This is a genomic window from Streptomyces sp. NPDC004732, from assembly GCF_040609235.1.
Taxonomy (GTDB): domain Bacteria; phylum Actinomycetota; class Actinomycetes; order Streptomycetales; family Streptomycetaceae; genus Streptomyces.
Window position 1 is genome coordinate 192486 of the sequence record NZ_JBEXJR010000012.1, and the last position, 15851, is coordinate 208336.

17 protein-coding genes are annotated in these 15851 nt (G+C 71.0%); 6 read left to right on the forward strand and 11 right to left on the reverse strand.

The window, feature by feature from the left end:
• Window positions 1-106: 106 nt before the first annotated feature.
• The 3 genes from ABZV77_RS33030 to ABZV77_RS33040 all read right to left on the reverse strand — a co-directional run bounded on the left by ABZV77_RS33030 (window position 107) and on the right by ABZV77_RS33040 (window position 3368).
• Window positions 107-856, reverse strand: a complete 750-nt coding sequence (locus ABZV77_RS33030) for a GntR family transcriptional regulator (protein WP_356265201.1) — start codon at window positions 854-856, stop codon at window positions 107-109.
• A 177-nt stretch (window positions 857-1033) separates the two neighbouring features.
• The gene (locus ABZV77_RS33035; RefSeq protein ID WP_356264947.1) at window positions 1034-1885 is read right to left on the reverse strand and encodes a hypothetical protein; all 852 of its coding nucleotides are present in this window, start codon (window positions 1883-1885) and stop codon (window positions 1034-1036) included.
• A 322-nt stretch (window positions 1886-2207) separates the two neighbouring features.
• Window positions 2208-3368: an ROK family transcriptional regulator gene (locus ABZV77_RS33040; protein WP_356264950.1), complete on the reverse strand. Its 1161-nt coding sequence runs from the start codon at window positions 3366-3368 to the stop codon at window positions 2208-2210.
• 56 nt (window positions 3369-3424) lie between these two features.
• Between ABZV77_RS33040 and ABZV77_RS33045 the strand changes: the two genes are divergently transcribed.
• Both ABZV77_RS33045 and ABZV77_RS33050 read left to right on the forward strand, forming a co-directional pair.
• Window positions 3425-4528 carry a Gfo/Idh/MocA family oxidoreductase gene (locus ABZV77_RS33045; protein WP_356264953.1) on the forward strand — a complete coding sequence of 368 codons (1104 nt, stop codon included), beginning with the start codon at window positions 3425-3427 and terminating at the stop codon, window positions 4526-4528.
• Window positions 4525-5010, forward strand: coding sequence for a heme-degrading domain-containing protein (locus ABZV77_RS33050; protein ID WP_356264956.1), 486 nt, complete (start codon window positions 4525-4527; stop codon window positions 5008-5010). Before ABZV77_RS33045 ends, ABZV77_RS33050 begins: the two co-directional genes overlap by 4 nt.
• Window positions 5011-5234: 224 nt before the next feature.
• On the opposite strand, the gene ABZV77_RS33055 is transcribed toward ABZV77_RS33050, so the two are convergent.
• The 4 genes from ABZV77_RS33055 to ABZV77_RS33070 all read right to left on the reverse strand — a co-directional run bounded on the left by ABZV77_RS33055 (window position 5235) and on the right by ABZV77_RS33070 (window position 8073).
• A complete protein-coding gene (locus tag ABZV77_RS33055) occupies window positions 5235-6092 on the reverse strand; it encodes a fumarylacetoacetate hydrolase family protein (RefSeq protein WP_356264958.1) in 858 nt (285 codons plus the stop codon).
• 113 nt (window positions 6093-6205) lie between these two features.
• The gene (locus ABZV77_RS33060) at window positions 6206-6970 is read right to left on the reverse strand and encodes a YidC/Oxa1 family membrane protein insertase (protein ID WP_356264961.1); all 765 of its coding nucleotides are present in this window, start codon (window positions 6968-6970) and stop codon (window positions 6206-6208) included.
• A gap of 170 nt (window positions 6971-7140) precedes the next feature.
• Window positions 7141-7470 carry a DUF6412 domain-containing protein gene (locus tag ABZV77_RS33065; RefSeq protein ID WP_356264963.1) on the reverse strand — a complete coding sequence of 110 codons (330 nt, stop codon included), beginning with the start codon at window positions 7468-7470 and terminating at the stop codon, window positions 7141-7143.
• A gap of 72 nt (window positions 7471-7542) precedes the next feature.
• Window positions 7543-8073 carry a helix-turn-helix domain-containing protein gene (locus ABZV77_RS33070; RefSeq protein ID WP_356264966.1) on the reverse strand — a complete coding sequence of 177 codons (531 nt, stop codon included), beginning with the start codon at window positions 8071-8073 and terminating at the stop codon, window positions 7543-7545.
• 107 nt (window positions 8074-8180) lie between these two features.
• Here ABZV77_RS33070 and ABZV77_RS33075 point away from each other — a divergent pair, with 107 nt between their 5' ends.
• Window positions 8181-9623: an MFS transporter gene (locus tag ABZV77_RS33075; RefSeq protein ID WP_356264969.1), complete on the forward strand. Its 1443-nt coding sequence runs from the start codon at window positions 8181-8183 to the stop codon at window positions 9621-9623.
• On the opposite strand, the gene ABZV77_RS33080 is transcribed toward ABZV77_RS33075, so the two are convergent.
• From ABZV77_RS33080 to ABZV77_RS33090, 3 genes are all read right to left on the reverse strand, one after another.
• Window positions 9574-11166, reverse strand: a complete 1593-nt coding sequence (locus ABZV77_RS33080; protein ID WP_356264972.1) for a sodium:solute symporter family protein — start codon at window positions 11164-11166, stop codon at window positions 9574-9576. The genes ABZV77_RS33075 and ABZV77_RS33080 overlap by 50 nt on opposite strands.
• A complete protein-coding gene (locus tag ABZV77_RS33085) occupies window positions 11163-11387 on the reverse strand; it encodes a DUF3311 domain-containing protein (RefSeq protein WP_356264975.1) in 225 nt (74 codons plus the stop codon). Before ABZV77_RS33085 ends, ABZV77_RS33080 begins: the two co-directional genes overlap by 4 nt.
• A 61-nt stretch (window positions 11388-11448) precedes the next feature.
• A complete protein-coding gene (locus ABZV77_RS33090) occupies window positions 11449-12261 on the reverse strand; it encodes a class E sortase (RefSeq protein WP_356264978.1) in 813 nt (270 codons plus the stop codon).
• Between the two features lie 127 nt (window positions 12262-12388).
• On the opposite strand from ABZV77_RS33090, the gene ABZV77_RS33095 reads away from it, so the two are divergent.
• Window positions 12389-13417, forward strand: a complete 1029-nt coding sequence (locus ABZV77_RS33095) for an SEC-C domain-containing protein (RefSeq protein ID WP_356264981.1) — start codon at window positions 12389-12391, stop codon at window positions 13415-13417.
• A 5-nt stretch (window positions 13418-13422) separates the two neighbouring features.
• Here the strand turns inward: ABZV77_RS33095 and ABZV77_RS33100 are convergent, their stop codons facing one another.
• Window positions 13423-14214 (reverse strand): hypothetical protein, encoded by a 792-nt coding sequence (locus ABZV77_RS33100; RefSeq protein ID WP_356264983.1) that lies wholly within the window; start codon window positions 14212-14214, stop codon window positions 13423-13425.
• Window positions 14215-14408: 194 nt separating this feature from the next.
• Between ABZV77_RS33100 and ABZV77_RS33105 the strand changes: the two genes are divergently transcribed.
• Window positions 14409-15353: a NaeI family type II restriction endonuclease gene (locus ABZV77_RS33105; protein ID WP_356264986.1), complete on the forward strand. Its 945-nt coding sequence runs from the start codon at window positions 14409-14411 to the stop codon at window positions 15351-15353.
• 21 nt (window positions 15354-15374) lie between these two features.
• Window positions 15375-15842: a very short patch repair endonuclease gene (locus ABZV77_RS33110; RefSeq protein WP_356264989.1), complete on the forward strand. Its 468-nt coding sequence runs from the start codon at window positions 15375-15377 to the stop codon at window positions 15840-15842.
• Window positions 15843-15851 lie beyond the last annotated feature (9 nt).

Here is a 15851-nt window from a genome sequence, read left to right on the forward strand (position 1 = left end):
GTGGGCAACGGGACGGTGAACGGGCACCCAAGCTTGGACTAGACCCGTTACGTTCTCGTTATATGAGTGTGAGTGGTGCTCCATGCCCCGTCGTCGGGGAAACGGTTCAGCTGGAGCCGAGATGGGTGGTGAAGGAGAACCGGTCCCCGCGGTAGAGGGTGCGGACGCGCTCCAGCGGCCGACCGTCCGTGTCCCGTGACAGCCGGTGGATCAGCAGCATGGGCAGCGCGGGCGGCGTCCCGATGAGGAGCGCCTCTCGCGGAGTGGCGAGGACGGTCTCGATCCGCTCGTCGGCATCCCCGAAGGAGATGCCGAGGCTGTCGCGCAGGTACGCGTAGAAGGAGGAGTCGGGCTCGAAGTCGGCGTCGAGCCGCGGCACGCGGGCCACGGAGACGTAGGTGCTCTCCAGGCCGACCCGCTCGTCGTCGGCGAGCAGCACGCGCTCCATGTGCCAGACGGGCTCGCCCGGTTCGGCGCCGATCTCGGCGGCGAGCGGGGCGGGGCAGGGGAAGCGGTCGAGGGAGATGAGGTTACGGCCGGGCGTACGTCCCTGGCGCCGCACGCCTTCCGTGTAGCTCGCGAGCGACAGCGGCTGCTCCAGCTTGGGACCGGCGACGACGGTGCCGCGCCCCTGCCTGCGCAGCCGCCCCTCCAGGAGCAGTTCGCGCAACGCCTGCCGCACGGTCTCCCGCGCCACTTCGTACCGCTCGGCGAGGTCCCGCTCGGTGGGCAGCGCCTGCCCGTCCCCCAACTCCTCGATGAGCCCCGCGATCCTGGCCTTCACGGCGTAGTACTTCGGGATGCGCCCGTGCTCGGGAATGCCGGACCGGATGGGCGCGCCCGGCGCCTGCTCCAGGAGGTGGGCGGGAAGCTGCGGGGAAGGGTGCGGGGAGGCGGGTACGGGGTTCGGGTTGTCCACCTGGGGATGTTCGCAGACGTACGTGAACGGGTGGGTGAACGTGGGGTGGCGGGGGAAGTTGAGGGGGATCGAGGGGGGCGAGGTGCGTCGAGGTGGCTCGAGGTGGGATCCCGTTCAGCGCTTCCCCGCCGCGCGCAGGCGCAGCGCCCCCACGGCGAGGGCGCCCGCGCCCAGGAGGGCGGCGCCCACGGCGAGTCCCGCGCCGAGCGGGGTGCCTGGCCCGGTCTCGGCGAGCTCTTCGAGGCGTTCGGTGGACGGGCTCCCCGAGGGGACGACCGTGCCTTCGGGTGCGATGTCGAAGGGGTAGTTGTTGGATTCGCCGACCCAGTCGCCGTCGTCGTCCCTGCGCTGGACGAGCGCGGCGGATGCCACTGCGTGGTTGGCCGCGGTGTCGTCGGCGAAGGCGAGGCGGACCTTGACGGTGACGGTCCGGCCGGGGCCGACGGTGAACCCGGGGAAGCCGCCGCCGAAGACGCCGATGTTCTCGCCCCGCGCGGTCTTCTGGAAGGCCACGGTCCGCTCGCGCTTCCCGTCGTCGAACTCCAGGCGGACCTGCCGGGCCTTCAACGTCCGCTCCTGGTCGACGAGGACGAGGATCGGGTGGATGTTGCCGCAGGTCTCGTCGGTCGTGTTGGTGAGGTCGAGCGTCCACTCCTGCCGCTCGCCGCCCGGCTCGTAGGCGGCGGGCCCCCGGTGGATGCGGGTGTCGAGGGGGAAGTCGGCACGGTCGGTGGAGGCACAGGTGGGCCGGTCGGCGGCGCTTCGGGCGACGACGTCCCTTCGGGCAGCGTCGCAGGGAACCTCCACAGCCCCCACCCCGCCTCTCGGCTCCACCCCCGCGCAGACCCGGCCGCCGTCCCGCACCCCGCCCCCGGTGGCCCCCGCGGACACCCCGCCTACGGCGACGGGTGCGAGGGCGGCGACTGCGGTGGTGATGCCGAGAGCGAGAGACCTGCGGAAGCGCATGAAGAACCGAACCTTTGCTGAGCGGGCAGCGGCGAACGGGAGCCGGGTGCGAGGAGCCGGGCCCGGGAGCCGGACGGGCAGGGGGACAGGCGGGATATGGGCGGGGACAGGGGGACAGGCAGGGGGACGGGAGCCCGGGGTGAACCGGGGCAGAACCGGGGCGGAACCGGGGAACGGTCCTCGCGCCATGGGCCGAGACCCTGCCACCTCCGCCCTTCCCAGCCGTCCCGCCACCGCCCGATAGGACCGATCGGCCCGCCGGAGTCCCCTCAATCAGGCGAGATTCCCGTCCCCGCGCATTGCGCCCCGCTCAGCTCCGGCCTCAGCCCAGGCGGGCGGGAAAGACCACGTCCGCGCGGCCGAAGAGGGGCGCGAGGACGAGCTGGGCCGCGCCCTCCGCGACGGCGCGCTCCCCGCCGGGGGCGAGGCTCACCGGCACGGGAACCGGCACCGCCCCTCCCCCGCCCCCGCGCCGCACCCGCTCGGCGACGACCGCGCCCACCCCTCGTACGAAAAGGTCCTGCTCGGCGAAGACGGTCCGGCCGCCGAGCAGGACACGGTCGATGTCGAGGAGGCCGACGAGGTTGCCCGCGGCCGTGCCGAGCACCCGCGCCGCCTCCTCGAACTCGCCCCGGGCGACGGCCGCGAGGCAGAGCGCCTCGACGCACCCCCGGTCCCCGCACTCGCACCGCGGGCCGTCCAACTGCAGCACCTGATGCCCGAATTCGCCCGCACCGGTACGGGCACCGCGATGGAGGGCGCCACCGAGCACGAGCCCGGCACCGAGCCCCGTGCCCAGATGGAGGTACGCGAAGGAGTCCGCGGCGCCCGCGAGGGCGAGCCCGAGCGCGGCGGCGTTGGTGTCCTTGTCGACCGCGACGGGCAGCCCGAGCCGTTCCGCGAGCTCGTCGCGCAGCGCGAACCCGTCCCACTCCGGGAACCCGGTGACCCGGTGCAGCACGCCCTCGGCATGATCGAGCGGCCCGGGCAACGCGACCCCGACCCCGGAAACCGGCCACGCACCCCCGCCACCACCCTCCTCCCCCGCCTCCCCCTCTAGGAGCTCCCGCACCTCCCCCGCCGCCGCCTCGACCACCGCCTGCGCGCCCGCGCCGAAGGCGAGCGGGGCGCGGCGTTCAGCGACGACCGTGCCGGTCAGGTCGACGAGGACGGCCGTCAGCTCGTCCCGGTCCAGGTGGAGGCCGACCGCGTGACCCGCCGCGGGGACGAGGCGGAGCACGGTGCGGGGCTTGCCGCCCGTCGAGGCGCGGCGTCCCGCCTCCGCGGCAAGACCCTCCGCCCGCAGCCTCGCCGTGATCTTGCTGACCGCCTGCGGAGTGAGCCCCGTGCGCTCGGCGAGCTCCAGACGGCTGATGCCCGCCTCGCCCGCCGCGCGCAGCAGATCGAGCACGAGCGCGGCGTTGTGCCCGCGCAGTGCCGGCAGGTTCACTCCGGGGTTTGCCCTGTTCACGTACGACTTCACGCCTCCATTGTCCCGCCCGCTTGCACTTTGGCAACACCGTTGCTTAAGTGGAGAGCATGACTGGTACAGGCTCCACGCGCCCTTCCCCGGGCTTCCCTCTCCGCGTCGGCCTCATCGGATACGGCCTCGCGGGCTCCGTCTTCCACGCCCCGCTGATCGCCGCCACCGAGGGCCTCGTCCTCGACACGGTGGTGACGTCGAACCCCGAGCGGCAGGCCCAGGCCCGTGCCGAGTTCGGCGACGACCTGCGCTGCGCCGACTCGGCCGACGAGCTGTGGGACCGCGCGGACGAGCTGGACCTGATCGTCATCGCCTCCCCGAACAAGACGCACGTGGCGCTCGCCACGGCCGCCCTCAAGGCGGGCCTGCCGGTCGTCGTGGACAAGCCGATCGCGGGCACCGCCACCGAGGCGCGCGAGCTCGCGGCGCTCGCGGACGAGCGCGGGCTGCTCCTGTCCGTCTTCCAGAACCGCCGCTGGGACAACGACTTCCGTACGCTGCGCAAGCTGCTCGCCGACGGTGAGCTCGGGGACGTATGGCGCTTCGAGTCCCGCTTCGAACGGTGGCGGCCGCAGCCGAAGGGCGGCTGGCGCGAGTCCGGCAACCCGGAGGAGATCGGCGGCCTCCTCTACGACCTGGGCAGCCACGTCGTCGACCAGGCCCTGGTGCTCTTCGGCCCCGTCGTGAGCGTGTACGCCGAGTCGGACGTCCGCCGTCCGGGCGCGGAGGCCGACGACGACACGTTCCTCGCCCTCACCCACGCGAACGGCGTCCGCTCGCACCTCTACGTGAGCGCCACGACGGCCCAGCTCGGCCCGCGCTTCCGCGTCCTCGGCTCCCAGGCGGGGTACGTGAAGTACGGCCTCGACCCGCAGGAGGCGGCCCTGCGCGACGGCAAGCGCCCGGCCACGCAGGCCCCGTGGGGCGTGGAGGCCGAGTCGATGTGGGGCCGGGTCGGCTCCGGCGAGTCCCCGCTGACCGGCGGTGGGCGCCCCACCCCGACCCTGCCGGGCGACTACCCCGCGTACTACGCGTCGGTGGCCGCCGCCCTGCGCGGCACCGGCGAGAACCCCGTCACCGCACACGAGGCGGCCGCGGCCCTGGACGTCCTGGAAGCGGCGCGCCGCTCGGCCCGCGACGGTGTGACGGTGACCCTGTGACCACCCCTCCCGCCCCCGCGAACGCCCCGACCATCGACGAACTGGAGGCCCAGGAACGCCGCCTGGTCCTCCCCCACTTCACGCACGACGACGCATGGACACTCGGCACCCTCCTGGTGGAACTGGCCCGCGAACGCCACGCCCCCGTGGCGATCGACATCCGCCGCGCGGGCCAGCAGCTCTTCCACGCGGCCCTGCCCGGCTCGACCCCGGACAACGACGCCTGGATCGACCGCAAACGCCGCGTGGTGGAGCGCTACGGCTGCTCGTCCCTGCTGGTCGGCTCCCGCTTCCGCGCCAAGGGCACGACGTTCGAGGACGCCTCGCGCCTGGACCTCGACGTGTACGCGGCCCACGGCGGCGCGTTCCCGATCGCGGTCGAGGGCGCGGGGGTGATCGGCGCGGTGGTGGTGTCGGGGCTGCCGCAGGTGAAGGACCATGCGTTGGTCGCCGAAGCGCTGGAACGCTTCATCACCGGCTGAGCGGCAGGCCGGCCGTCAGGCGATGGTCGGCCAGTGGGGCCACATTCTGCGGAGTGCCTGTTTGTGCAGCTCCTCGCGGGCTTCGAACTGTTTCCAGCAACTCGACAGCTCCCACTGCGTACTTCTCCGACGTCAGAAGCACCGACCCGCGTCGGCGCCCCCGTGGAACCAGGGGCGCCGGGCACAATTCACCGGGAGGGCCGGAACGTCACGGCGTCACGGCGCTACGCGTCCTTCAACTCCTGCCGCTGCCGCCCCAGCCCCCCGATCTCCAGCTCCACCACATCGCCCGCCCGCAGATACGGCTTCGGCTCCGGCTGGCCCATCGCCACGCCCGCGGGCGTCCCCGTGTTGATCACGTCGCCCGGGTAGAGCGTCATGAACTGGCTTACGTAGCGCACCACTTCCGCGACCGGGAAGATCTGTTCGGCGGTCGTGCCGTCCTGCTTCAGTTCGCCGTTGACCCAGAGCTTCAGAGAGAGGGCCTGCGGGTCGGCGATCTCGTCCGCGGTGACCAGCCAGGGGCCCAGCGGGTTGAACGTCTCGCAGTTCTTGCCCTTGTCCCAGGTGCCGCCCCGCTCGATCTGGAACTCCCGCTCGGACACGTCGTGCGCCACCGCGTACCCCGCGACGTGCGCCAGCGCCTCCTCGTGCGACCCCAGGTAGCGCGCCGTACGTCCGATGACCACGGCGAGCTCGACCTCCCAGTCCGTCTTGACCGAGGCGCGCGGCACCAGGACGGTGTCGTCGGGGCCGACCACCGTGTCCGCCGCCTTGAAGAAGACGACCGGCTCGGCGGGCGGCTCCGCCCCCGTCTCGCGGGCGTGGTCGTGATAGTTGAGGCCGATGCAGACGACCTTGCCGATGCGCCCGACCGGCGGGCCGACGCGCAGCCCGTCCGCGTCGAGAACGGGCAGGTCACCGGCGTCGGCAGCGGCCCGTATCCGGCCCAGCGCGGCCGCGTCGGCGAGCACCGCGCCGTCGATGTCGGCGACCACCCCCGACAGGTCACGGAGCGTTCCTTCGGCGTCGAGGAGCGCCGGACGCTCCGCGCCAGACGTACCGACTCGCAGCAGCTTCATGGTCAGACTCCATTCCTTCGGTAGCCCGGCCGATGGGTTGCGGCCATCGGAGGTTTGGTCGATCGTCCAAGGTCCGAGTGCGGTATGCAATACCCGGTTCACGTACTGGACCGTTACCCGGCGGTAGCCAGAACCCCCGCCCCGCCCGGCATGTCCCGGTACAGCACGGCCCGCTCGACCGCGCTCCACGTCGTACTGGTCACCACGTACAGCGCTGCGGCCAGCGGCACCACCGCCACCGTGAACAGAGTCATGAACGACATCAGCGGCATCACCTTCGCGATCGCCCCCATGCCGGGCACCTGCTGGTCACCGCTCTGCTGCGCAGGCGGGTTGGCCGCCATCTGCGCCTTGGTGCGCCGGTAATTGAACGTGGCGACGGCGGCGACGATCACGAAGAGCCCCACGTAGACAAGACCCTGCGCGCCGAAGACCCCGCCGTCGGCCAGCGCGTCCTTCCACCGGCCGCCGAGCGGCGCGGCGAAGAGGGTGTGGTCGAGGAGCGTGTTGGCGTCGCCGCCGATGCTGGAGCTGGAGAACAGGTGGTAGAGGAGGAAGAACGCCGGGAGCTGGAAGAGGCTGGGCAGGCACCCGGAGAGCGGCGACACCTTCTCCTTGCGGTGCAGTTCGAGGACGGCCTTCTGCAGCTTCTCGGGGTTCTTGCCGTGCTTCTTGCGCAACTCCGCGATCTGCGGGTTGAGCTTGGCGCGCGCCTTCTGCCCGCGGGCCGATGCGCGCGAGAGCGGGTGGACGAGGAGCCGTACGCAGGCGGTGAACAGCACGATCGCGGCGGCGGTCGCCGAGGCGTGGAAGAGCGGGTCGAGCAGGTCGGCGATGTGCCCGACCAGCTCGGCGAACAGGGACATGAAAGCGGACATGGAGAAGTCCTCTGGGGGTCTCGTCGTGCCGGGAGAGTGGGCGACGGACAGCGAGGGCTGCCGCCGCGGCGGCGTGACGACCCGCGAGGGGGACTCAGAAAGAGCGCCTCAGGAAAGATCCCGGGCGGGAGCCTCAGGACAAGGTGCCTCAGAAAGCTGGGCGTTATCCCCTACGCGGCCGTCAGGAAGAGACGGCCGGGTGCTCGGGGGCGCCTGCGGCCCCTGGCGTCGGGGTCGCGTTGAGGCAGGAAGGCGGTGCGCATCTCGCGGTCGCGGATGGCCGTGCGCACTCTGGTGCGGGGCACGGCGGGCGCGCAGCGCGCGGCGATCACGGAGCAGGCGGCGAGCGCGGAGCCCGCGGCGGCGGTCGCGGCGAGCGCGACGGCGGAGGCGAGGCCTCCGGTGTCGACGAGGACGACCTCGACGAGGAGGAACAGAAGGAGCAGGGCGGGGCGCGCGGCCGTCTTCCAGTTCTTCCAGCCACGGATCACGTCGTGCATCGCCGTCCTCCCCTCTCCGCTACTCACGCTACTCGCGCCACTCGCGCTCGAGCACTCTTCGTCGTACTGCCGTTATACAGGATCCACTTCGACCGGCTGAAGCAGCCTGCGGGGCGCCGCGAGGGCGCGGCTGACCGGATCGGTGGGTTCCGGGTCGAGCCCGGGCCCCGGCACCATCTCGACGTCCCTGACGGGGACGAGGCCGCCACAGGCCGGGCAGTCGCCCCCGGCGCCCAGCTCGGTGCCGCACGCCGCGTGCCGGAAGTAGCGCGGCGGCTTGGTGCCTGAGATGTGGTCGCGCCCCCACACCCCGAGCGCGCGGAGCACCGGCCACAGGGCCTCGCCGCGCTCCGTCACCACGTACTCGTGCCGCCTCGGCGCCTCGGAGCACGGCCGTTTGTCGAGGACGCCCGCGGCGACGAGCGCCTGCAGACGGGCGGCGAGTACGGCGCGCGGGATGCCGAGATGGACGAGGAAGTCGTTGTACCGCCGCACTCCGTAGAGGGCGTCGCGGACGATGAGCAGCGTCCAGCGCTCGCCGACCACCTCCAGGGCGCGGGCCATCGAGCACTCCTGCGCGGCGTAGTCCTTGCCGAGAGCCATGACCCCACTCTAACCGTTTTTCCCGTACGAGGTTCAGTGAATGAACTCCGAATGCTACGGTCGTCGCACTCGCCGAGTTCAATGACTGAACCTCGAAGGGCTCCACCATGTCCACCCGCCTCGCCCGCACCTCCACCGCCCCGGCACCGGCCACTCCGGCACCGGACACCCCCGCACCCCCGTCCGCCACCCCGCATGGCCGCGCCACCCTCGCCGTCACCAGTGCCGCCACGGCCGTGACCCTCATGACGTACACGGCGCCGATGATCACGCTCCCCGACACGGCCGCCGCCCTGCACACCCCGCTCTCCGCCCAGGCCTGGCTACTCAACGGCACACCGCTCGGTCTCGCCGCGGTGCTCCTGGTCGCGGGGAGCCTCGCCGACGACTACGGCCGGCGGCGGATCTTCCTCTCCGGCACGGTCGCGCTCGGCATCACCGCCGCGCTCTCCGCGCTCGCCGGGTCGACCTGGCTGTTCACACTGGCCCGCCTGGCCCAGGGCGCGGCGAGCGCGGCCATCCTCGCGAGCAGCCTCGGCCTGCTCGTGCACGCGTTCCCCGCGGGCGCCGGGCGGATCAGGGCGACCGGCATCTGGGGCGCGTTCGTGAGCGGCGGCATCGCGGCGGGCCCGCCGGTCGCGGGGGCACTGACGGGAGCGGGCCCGAACGGCTGGCGCTGGGCGTACGCCGCCCTCGGCGCCGCCGCCCTCGCGGTCGCCGCCCTCGCCCCGCGCGCGCTGACCGAGTCCCGCGCCGCGCGCCGCGGCCGCCCGGACCTGGCGGGCGCCGCCACCCTCGGCCTGGCCCTGACGGCGCTGGTGGCCGCGCTCACCCTCGGGCGGGACGGCTGGCTGCGCGCGCCCGTGGCGGCGCTCCTGGCCGCGGCCGCCGTGCTGCTCGCCGCGTTCGTGGCGGTGGAACACCGCGTCCGGACCCCGATGCTCGACCTCGCCCTGCTGCGCCGCCCGCTGTTCCTGGCCTCGACGACGGGCGCCCTGTTCACCGGGTTCTCCGTGATCGGCCTGTTCAGCTACCTGCCGACGCTGCTCCAGCACACGCTGGGCCTCTCCGTCATGAGCACGGCCTGGCTCCTCGTGATCTGGTCGGGCACGTCCTTCGTGGCGGCGCTGCAGGCCAGGCGGCTCGCGGGCCGGGTCTCGGCCCGCCACCAACTGGCCGTCGGCTTCGCCCTGCACGCCGTCGCCGCCGTGACGATGCTGGGCGCGGCCTCCTCGGGCTCCTGGACCCGGCTGCTGCCCGGCCTCCTCGTCTCCGGCGTGGGCAGCGGCCTCCTGAACGCGGCGCTCCCGCTGCTCTCGGTCGAGTCCGTGCCGGCCGAACGCGCCGCGATGGGCTCGGGCGCCAACAACACGGCGCGCTACGTCGGTTCGGCCGCGGGCGTCGCCCTGATGATCGCGGTGTCGACCTCGACGGACGACCTCGCGCACGGCGCGAACCTCGCGATGACGGTCTCGGCCTGCCTCGCCGTGCTCGCGGCGGTCACCGTGCTCCTGCTGCGGGAGCGGAACCACTCCCCCCGGCAGGCCTGACGCCCCGGCCGGGCCCGCCCTCCGCCTCGTCGAGCTCGTCGGGCTCGTCGAGGGGGTCGAGGTCGAGGGGATCGCGCGCGAGGACCTCGTCGTCCGGCCGCCCGTCGGCGCGGTCGGCGGGACCCGCGTACGACACCACGAGCGCGACCGCCAGATTCGCGGCGAGCGCGACGATCCCCGCGTTCACCCCGAAGACGGGATCGTGGTCGCTGAAGACGAGGGCGCACACGATCCCCACCCCCACGACGAGCCCGCTCAACGCCCCGGCCAGCGTCAGCTTCCGCCACACCAGGCCGAGCAGCAGGATCGGTACGAGCTGGGCCATCCCCTCGTAAGAGATGAGCGAGAGCCGTACGAGGGTGTTGGGCGCCCCGTACGTCATCGCGAGCGCGAGCGCGCCCGCCACGACGACCACGGCCTGCGAGGCGAGCTTCTGCCGCTGCGGGGTGCGCCACCGGGGCAGCAGCGACAGCACACTGCTGCCCCACATCGTCCCGATGACCAGCATGAACACGGCCATGGGCACGATGGAGGAGAGCGCGGCCGCGACACCGATGACGCCGACGGCCCACGCGGGCAGCGAGTCGACCACGAGCCTGAACAGCGCGAGGTTGGACTCGGCGCCGACGAGTCCTGGCACGACGAAGAGCGCGGCCATGCCGAGCAGCATGGGCACGAAGAGCAGCACGTTGTAGGCGGGCAGCCAGATGGCGTTGCGCCGCAGCCCGTCGGCGCTGCGCGCGCCCAGATACCCGGCGACGGTGGTCGGGAAGATGACGACGGTCAGCGCGTTGAGCAGCGAGGTCGTGGCGAACCACGCCTGTCCGTAGGGGCTCCCGCCACTTCCCGGCAGCGTGAGCCAGGCGCTCTTCTCGCGCACGATCCGGTCGAGGAACGGCCCGTATCCGTCGAAGTAGTGCTGGGGTACGTAGATGGCGAGGAAGGCGAGCGTCCCGACGACCAGCACGTCCTTGAGCACGGACACCCAGGCGCTCCCGCGCAGCCCGCTCACCACCACGAACCCGGTCGTGACCGCGAAGCCGATGAAATAGGCCCAGTTGAGGCTGATGGCGCCGTAGGAAATGGTGGAGACGACGACGCCCATGCCGGTGATCTGCAGCTGGATGTAGGGCAGCAGGAAGACGGTGACGAGCAGCGCGACACCGGCGCCGAGCCAGGGCCGCCCGTACCGGTGGGCGACCATGTCGGAGATGCTGACGAGCCCGTGCCGCCGGGCGTAGGCCCAGAGCATCGGTCCGACGACGTACCCCACGGCGTACCCGCAGGACATGTACGCGACGACGTACAGCACGGGAGCCCCGTAGTTGTACCCCCAGCCCGCGGCCCCCAGATAGCTGAAGCTGGTGTAGCCCTCCCCCGCCATCAGCACCCAGATGAAGACGGCCCCGAGACTGCGCCCGCCCACGGACCACTCGGCGATCCCGCCCTGCTTGCCGCGCCCGCGGACGGCGGCGAGGCCGAGGGCGACGGTGCCCGCCATGAAGACGGCGAAGACGGCGGTGGCGATGCCGGCGTCACTCATGAGGCACGCTCCGGCTTCTGGCGGCTGCCCCGACTCTTCCGGTCACCTCTGTGCGCGAGCCACACGCAGACCGGCGTGAGCACCGTCGCGCACAGCAGCCAGAAGAACAGAAAGGGCAGCCCGAGGACGACGGGCCGCACGCGGTTGGCGAACGGCAGCACGCCGAGGTACAGCACGAAGGGGCCGAGCAGCCAGAGGAGATGGGGACGTCGAGCGATCACGAGGCGACCTTAGCGGCTGCCTCCGTACTACCCGGGCCGCACTACCTGGGCCTGGGCCGCACTACCTGGGCCGCATGGACCGGAGCTTCCCCCACACGACGAGCCGGTACTTCGAGGTGTACTCGGGGGTGCAGGTGGTGAGCGTGATGTAATACCCGGCCTGGCTGTACCCGTACCCCTTGCGCACATCGCTGCGCGGCACGCTCCGGATGACGCCGCCGTCGTGGGCGGAGGTCCGCGCCAACGCCTTGTCGACGACGTACGTGTACACGGCGTCCTTGGTCGCCACGCTCACCTCGTCCCCGTCCCGCAGCCGGTTGATGTATCGGAACGGCTCGCCGTGGGTGTTGCGATGCCCGGCGAGCGCGAAGTTCCCGCCCTGGCCGGGCTGAGCGGTACGCGGATAGTGCCCGACGTACCCCTTGTTGAGCACGCCGCCCTTGCTCACGCCTTCGGCGACGGGGACGCGGATGCCGATGCGGGGGATGCGGAGGACGGCGTAGGCCTGGTCCCAGTGGGGTGCGGGGGCGGGGCGGGCGGGCTGACGTGCCCCGGCGACGGAGGAGCCACGCGCGCGCTCGGGCTCGGGCTCGGCGGCGGACGAGGAGGAGGCCCTAGGCCCCCCTTCATCGGCACTGTCACCCCCCTCTTTGGAACCGGACCCGCCCTCCCACTCCTCCTCAAGGGCCTCGACCTTCTTCTCGGCGGCGGCGCGGGCCTGCCGATTGGTCCACCAGAGCTGATGGGCGACGAGCAGAAGCAGTACGAGCCCGAGGGTGACGGCGACTTCGGCCCCGTTCCAGAGCAGGCGCGCGGCGAGGGGTCGGGGCGCGCGGCGCCCTTGCTGCACGACAACCGGTACACGTACGCGCACGGCGCCTCCTCTTCCCGACGGCCGCACGGAGGATAGGCGCCGCACCCGCAACAATCCATGGCCGGACCAGGCCCGGGCCCGCACCGCCCCTCCTGCGCAAGGCCCCCTCGGCAGTACCGTGTCCCGTATGCGCCCCGAGAAGCCTGCTGCCGCGGACCACGTCGACGTCGACCACATCGCCGAAGCCGAGCGCCTGGAACGCACGGCCGACCTGTACCCGGAGGACGCCGAACAGCTCCTCCTCCAGGCCGCGGCCCACCTGGAACTGGCCGGCGCCCGCGACCGCGCGACGACGCTCTACGACAACCTCCTGTCGCCCTCGGCCCCCCACCCCCCGTCCGCCCCTCTCCTGATCCGCGCCCTGAAGGCGTCGAACCTCTGGGAGTACGGCCACGAGGCGGAGGCGAGGGCGATCATCGACGGCGTCCGCGCCGCGTCTCCGCGGGACCCGGCACCGTGGGTGATCGTGGCGGAGTCACTCGAATCGCACGACGAGCTGGAGCAGGCGCACGCCACGTTCACGGAGGCGGCGACCCTGCTCATCCCCGCGGCGGCGGAGCCCTCGTACGCCATGCACCCCATCCTCTTCGGCCGCCACCGCGTGCGCCGCCTCCTGGGCGCCGACCACGACGACTGGGACGCCCTGGCGGACCGCGTCTCGTCCGCCCCGGTCTCCCTGGACGAACTCCACGACCCGAAGCGGGTCTGGTCCCTGGGCTCGGAGAACCCCGCGGAGCTGCGCGCGGAAATCACCCGCATCCAGGCGGAGTTGGGCTCCTACCGCGAGGCCCTGTCCCGCCCCTTCCCGGTGGCGGTCCTCCACTGGCCGTCGACGGAACTCACCGAACTCCTGACGGCGTACCCGTCCCTGACCTCGGAGTACCCGTCCCACGAGGCGCACCTGTCGACCATAGAGTCCTCGTTGAGGGAACTCTCGGCCTCGGGCACCCCGAACCTGGGCATCGTCACGGGAACGGTCCCGTCCTACGAGGCCTTCGCCGCCTCAGAGGCATCCTCCCCGGAGGACCCGACCCTCCTGCCCCAGTACGCGACGACGCTGGCGGCGCGGGGGCGGGCGGTTTCTTGGCCGCCGGAGGGGGATGGGGTGTGCTGGTGTGGGTCCGGGCGGGTGTACGGGGAGTGTCACGGCGCCTGAAAGTCTCAAAGAGCACCGAGGCGAGTGGCTGCGTGATCGAGGACCTGGGCAGTCGGCACGTGCACCTGGCCGAACCTGGTCGCTGCTGCGAGTTCAATCGTGTCGAACCGCAGCGGCGGCTGCACATCCGCAAGTAACTGCTCGGCAGGGGTCTTCCGACCAGCATTGCCCCCTTGGCGGAACTTCTTATTCCCCACGCGTAAACTCAGCGCTCGCCGCCCAGTCCACGCGTCCACTCGGAACAGCGCATCAGCCAGCGGATGGACACGCAGATCTATTCCGCGCCGCCTGAGTTGCACAAGGGTGTACACCTCTCGCAGGAAACCGTAGTACGCGTTACCGATGCGCCAGCGCATCGCCGCCTGAGCGCGCCACTGCTCAACACCCTGCTTAACAACAAGGCGCCGTATCAACTCCTTTGAAGGGCTGCCGAGCATGTCCAGCCCCTCAGCATCAGAAAGCGAGAACTCCCGGAACTGCTGATATGTAGGGACTGCTCCAATACGCTCCACGCATGTATGGAACGTATGCGTGAACGCAAAGTTCGGGTGCCAGTCCACGATCTGGGGCACGCTCTCCCCGACCTCGCGCCGCACCTGCCCCAGAGCATGTTCCGTACGTTGGCATACATCGTGCACATCGCCTTCAGTGAGGCGGTACAGCACTCGCGTGCTGTGCGCCAGCACCACTGGCGCAACCTGCTCCCTCCGAGGATCACGCCGCCAGTCGTCGAGACGCCTCTCGGTGCTCACCGACGTACAGAACAGGTCCAGCACATCATTGACTGTCGTCTCCATCGCCCACACCCAGACTCGGCAGTAAGTCAACCCACACGCAAGGTAGTTGACCAAGCTCGCACCGCCCAGGCCATCTTGCGATCCGTGATACAAGTGGGCCGTATGTCCTCTTCCTGATTCAGGAGTTACTCGTGCCCGCACCCTCCTTCGGCCCTCCCGGACCAGCACCTGGTGTGTGTGACGACCCTGAGCTCATGCTCGTACGCCAGCACCTGCTGACCCTGGACCCAAAGGGTGAGCGGTTCGCCCGCGTCCTGCGCGAAACCATCGACCAGCTCCTGGACGGGGAGCACACTGGCCGGTTCGACTGGAACGACCTCCACAAGACCGAGAAGACGCATGCAGGAACCCTGGTAGAAATCAACCTGCTGCGGGAATTTGAACTCGCCAGCGGAGCAGACCTGGACTACTTGATCGAGGGGATCGAGGTCGACTGCAAGTACTCACAGAAGCTGTACGGCTGGATGATTCCGCCAGAAGCCCTGGATGAAATCTGCCTCGTGGTCTGGGCGGACGACCACCAGAGCCTGTGGAGCGCGGGCCTCCTGCGGGCAAACCGCGCAAAGCTGACCACTAGTGGAACCGTCACAAAGAAGGGAAACCGGGACGGAAAGTTCCGGCTCACGAAACAGCATCACTCTCTAGTTACCTGGCTCTGGCACGAGGCGCCACTGGAAAAGAACCTGCTACTGCACATCGATACGGAGACCCAGCAAGCAGTCCTGAATGCCGGAGCCGGATCACGGCGCAGCCCCGGACAGGCAAAGCTCAACGAGCTGTTCCGGCGAGTGCAGAAGCGCCGAGTGAACCGTACGGTGGTGCGGACTCTCGCACAGCAGAAGGACTACATGAAGCGCGTGCGGTACAACGGAGGGGCGCGCGAAAAGCTTCGCAATGAGGGGATCCTCATCTGCGGCGACTATCCGAACCACCAAGCTGTGGCCGCTCAGCTAGGACTGCCCGTCCCGCAGGAGGGCGAGAGCGTCAGTATCCGTGTCGTGGAAGCCAAGCCTCACCATGACGGCCAGCCGCGCGTCCTGCTAGAGGATCGATACTGGGTCGCAGCTCGCCCCGACGACCCAGAAGAACGGGCCCCTCTTCTTCCTGAGACAAAGAAGAAGACAAGCAGCAGCGACTGACCTTTCCGTCCGGAGGAGGCCATGCAGAACACAGAAAGCAGCAGCGAGAGCTGGGTTCCGCCAGAAGGCTCCTGGGCCTCCTCCGCAGCACGACGCCGCAACATGCAAGCCATCCGCAGCCGCGACACCAAGCCCGAGCGGATGATCCGCAGTCTTCTCCACGCTCAGGGCATGCGCTACCGAGTGGCAGCCAAGCCACTCCCCGGCCTTCGCCGGACAGCGGACATCGTCTTCCGTCCGGCAAAGCTGGCCGTGTTTGTTGACGGCTGCTACTGGCACGGCTGCCCAGAACACTACGTACAGCCGAAGACCAATACGGGCTACTGGTCGGACAAGGTTGCCCGGAACATGGCCCGCGACCGCGACACCGACGTGCAGCTCCGGTCGGCAGGGTGGACCGTACTCCGGTTCTGGGAGCACGAATCAGCCGAGGACTGCGCCGTCAAGATCGCAGCGACAGCAAGCCGACTCCGGTCAGCCCAGAAATGAGCAGGTCCC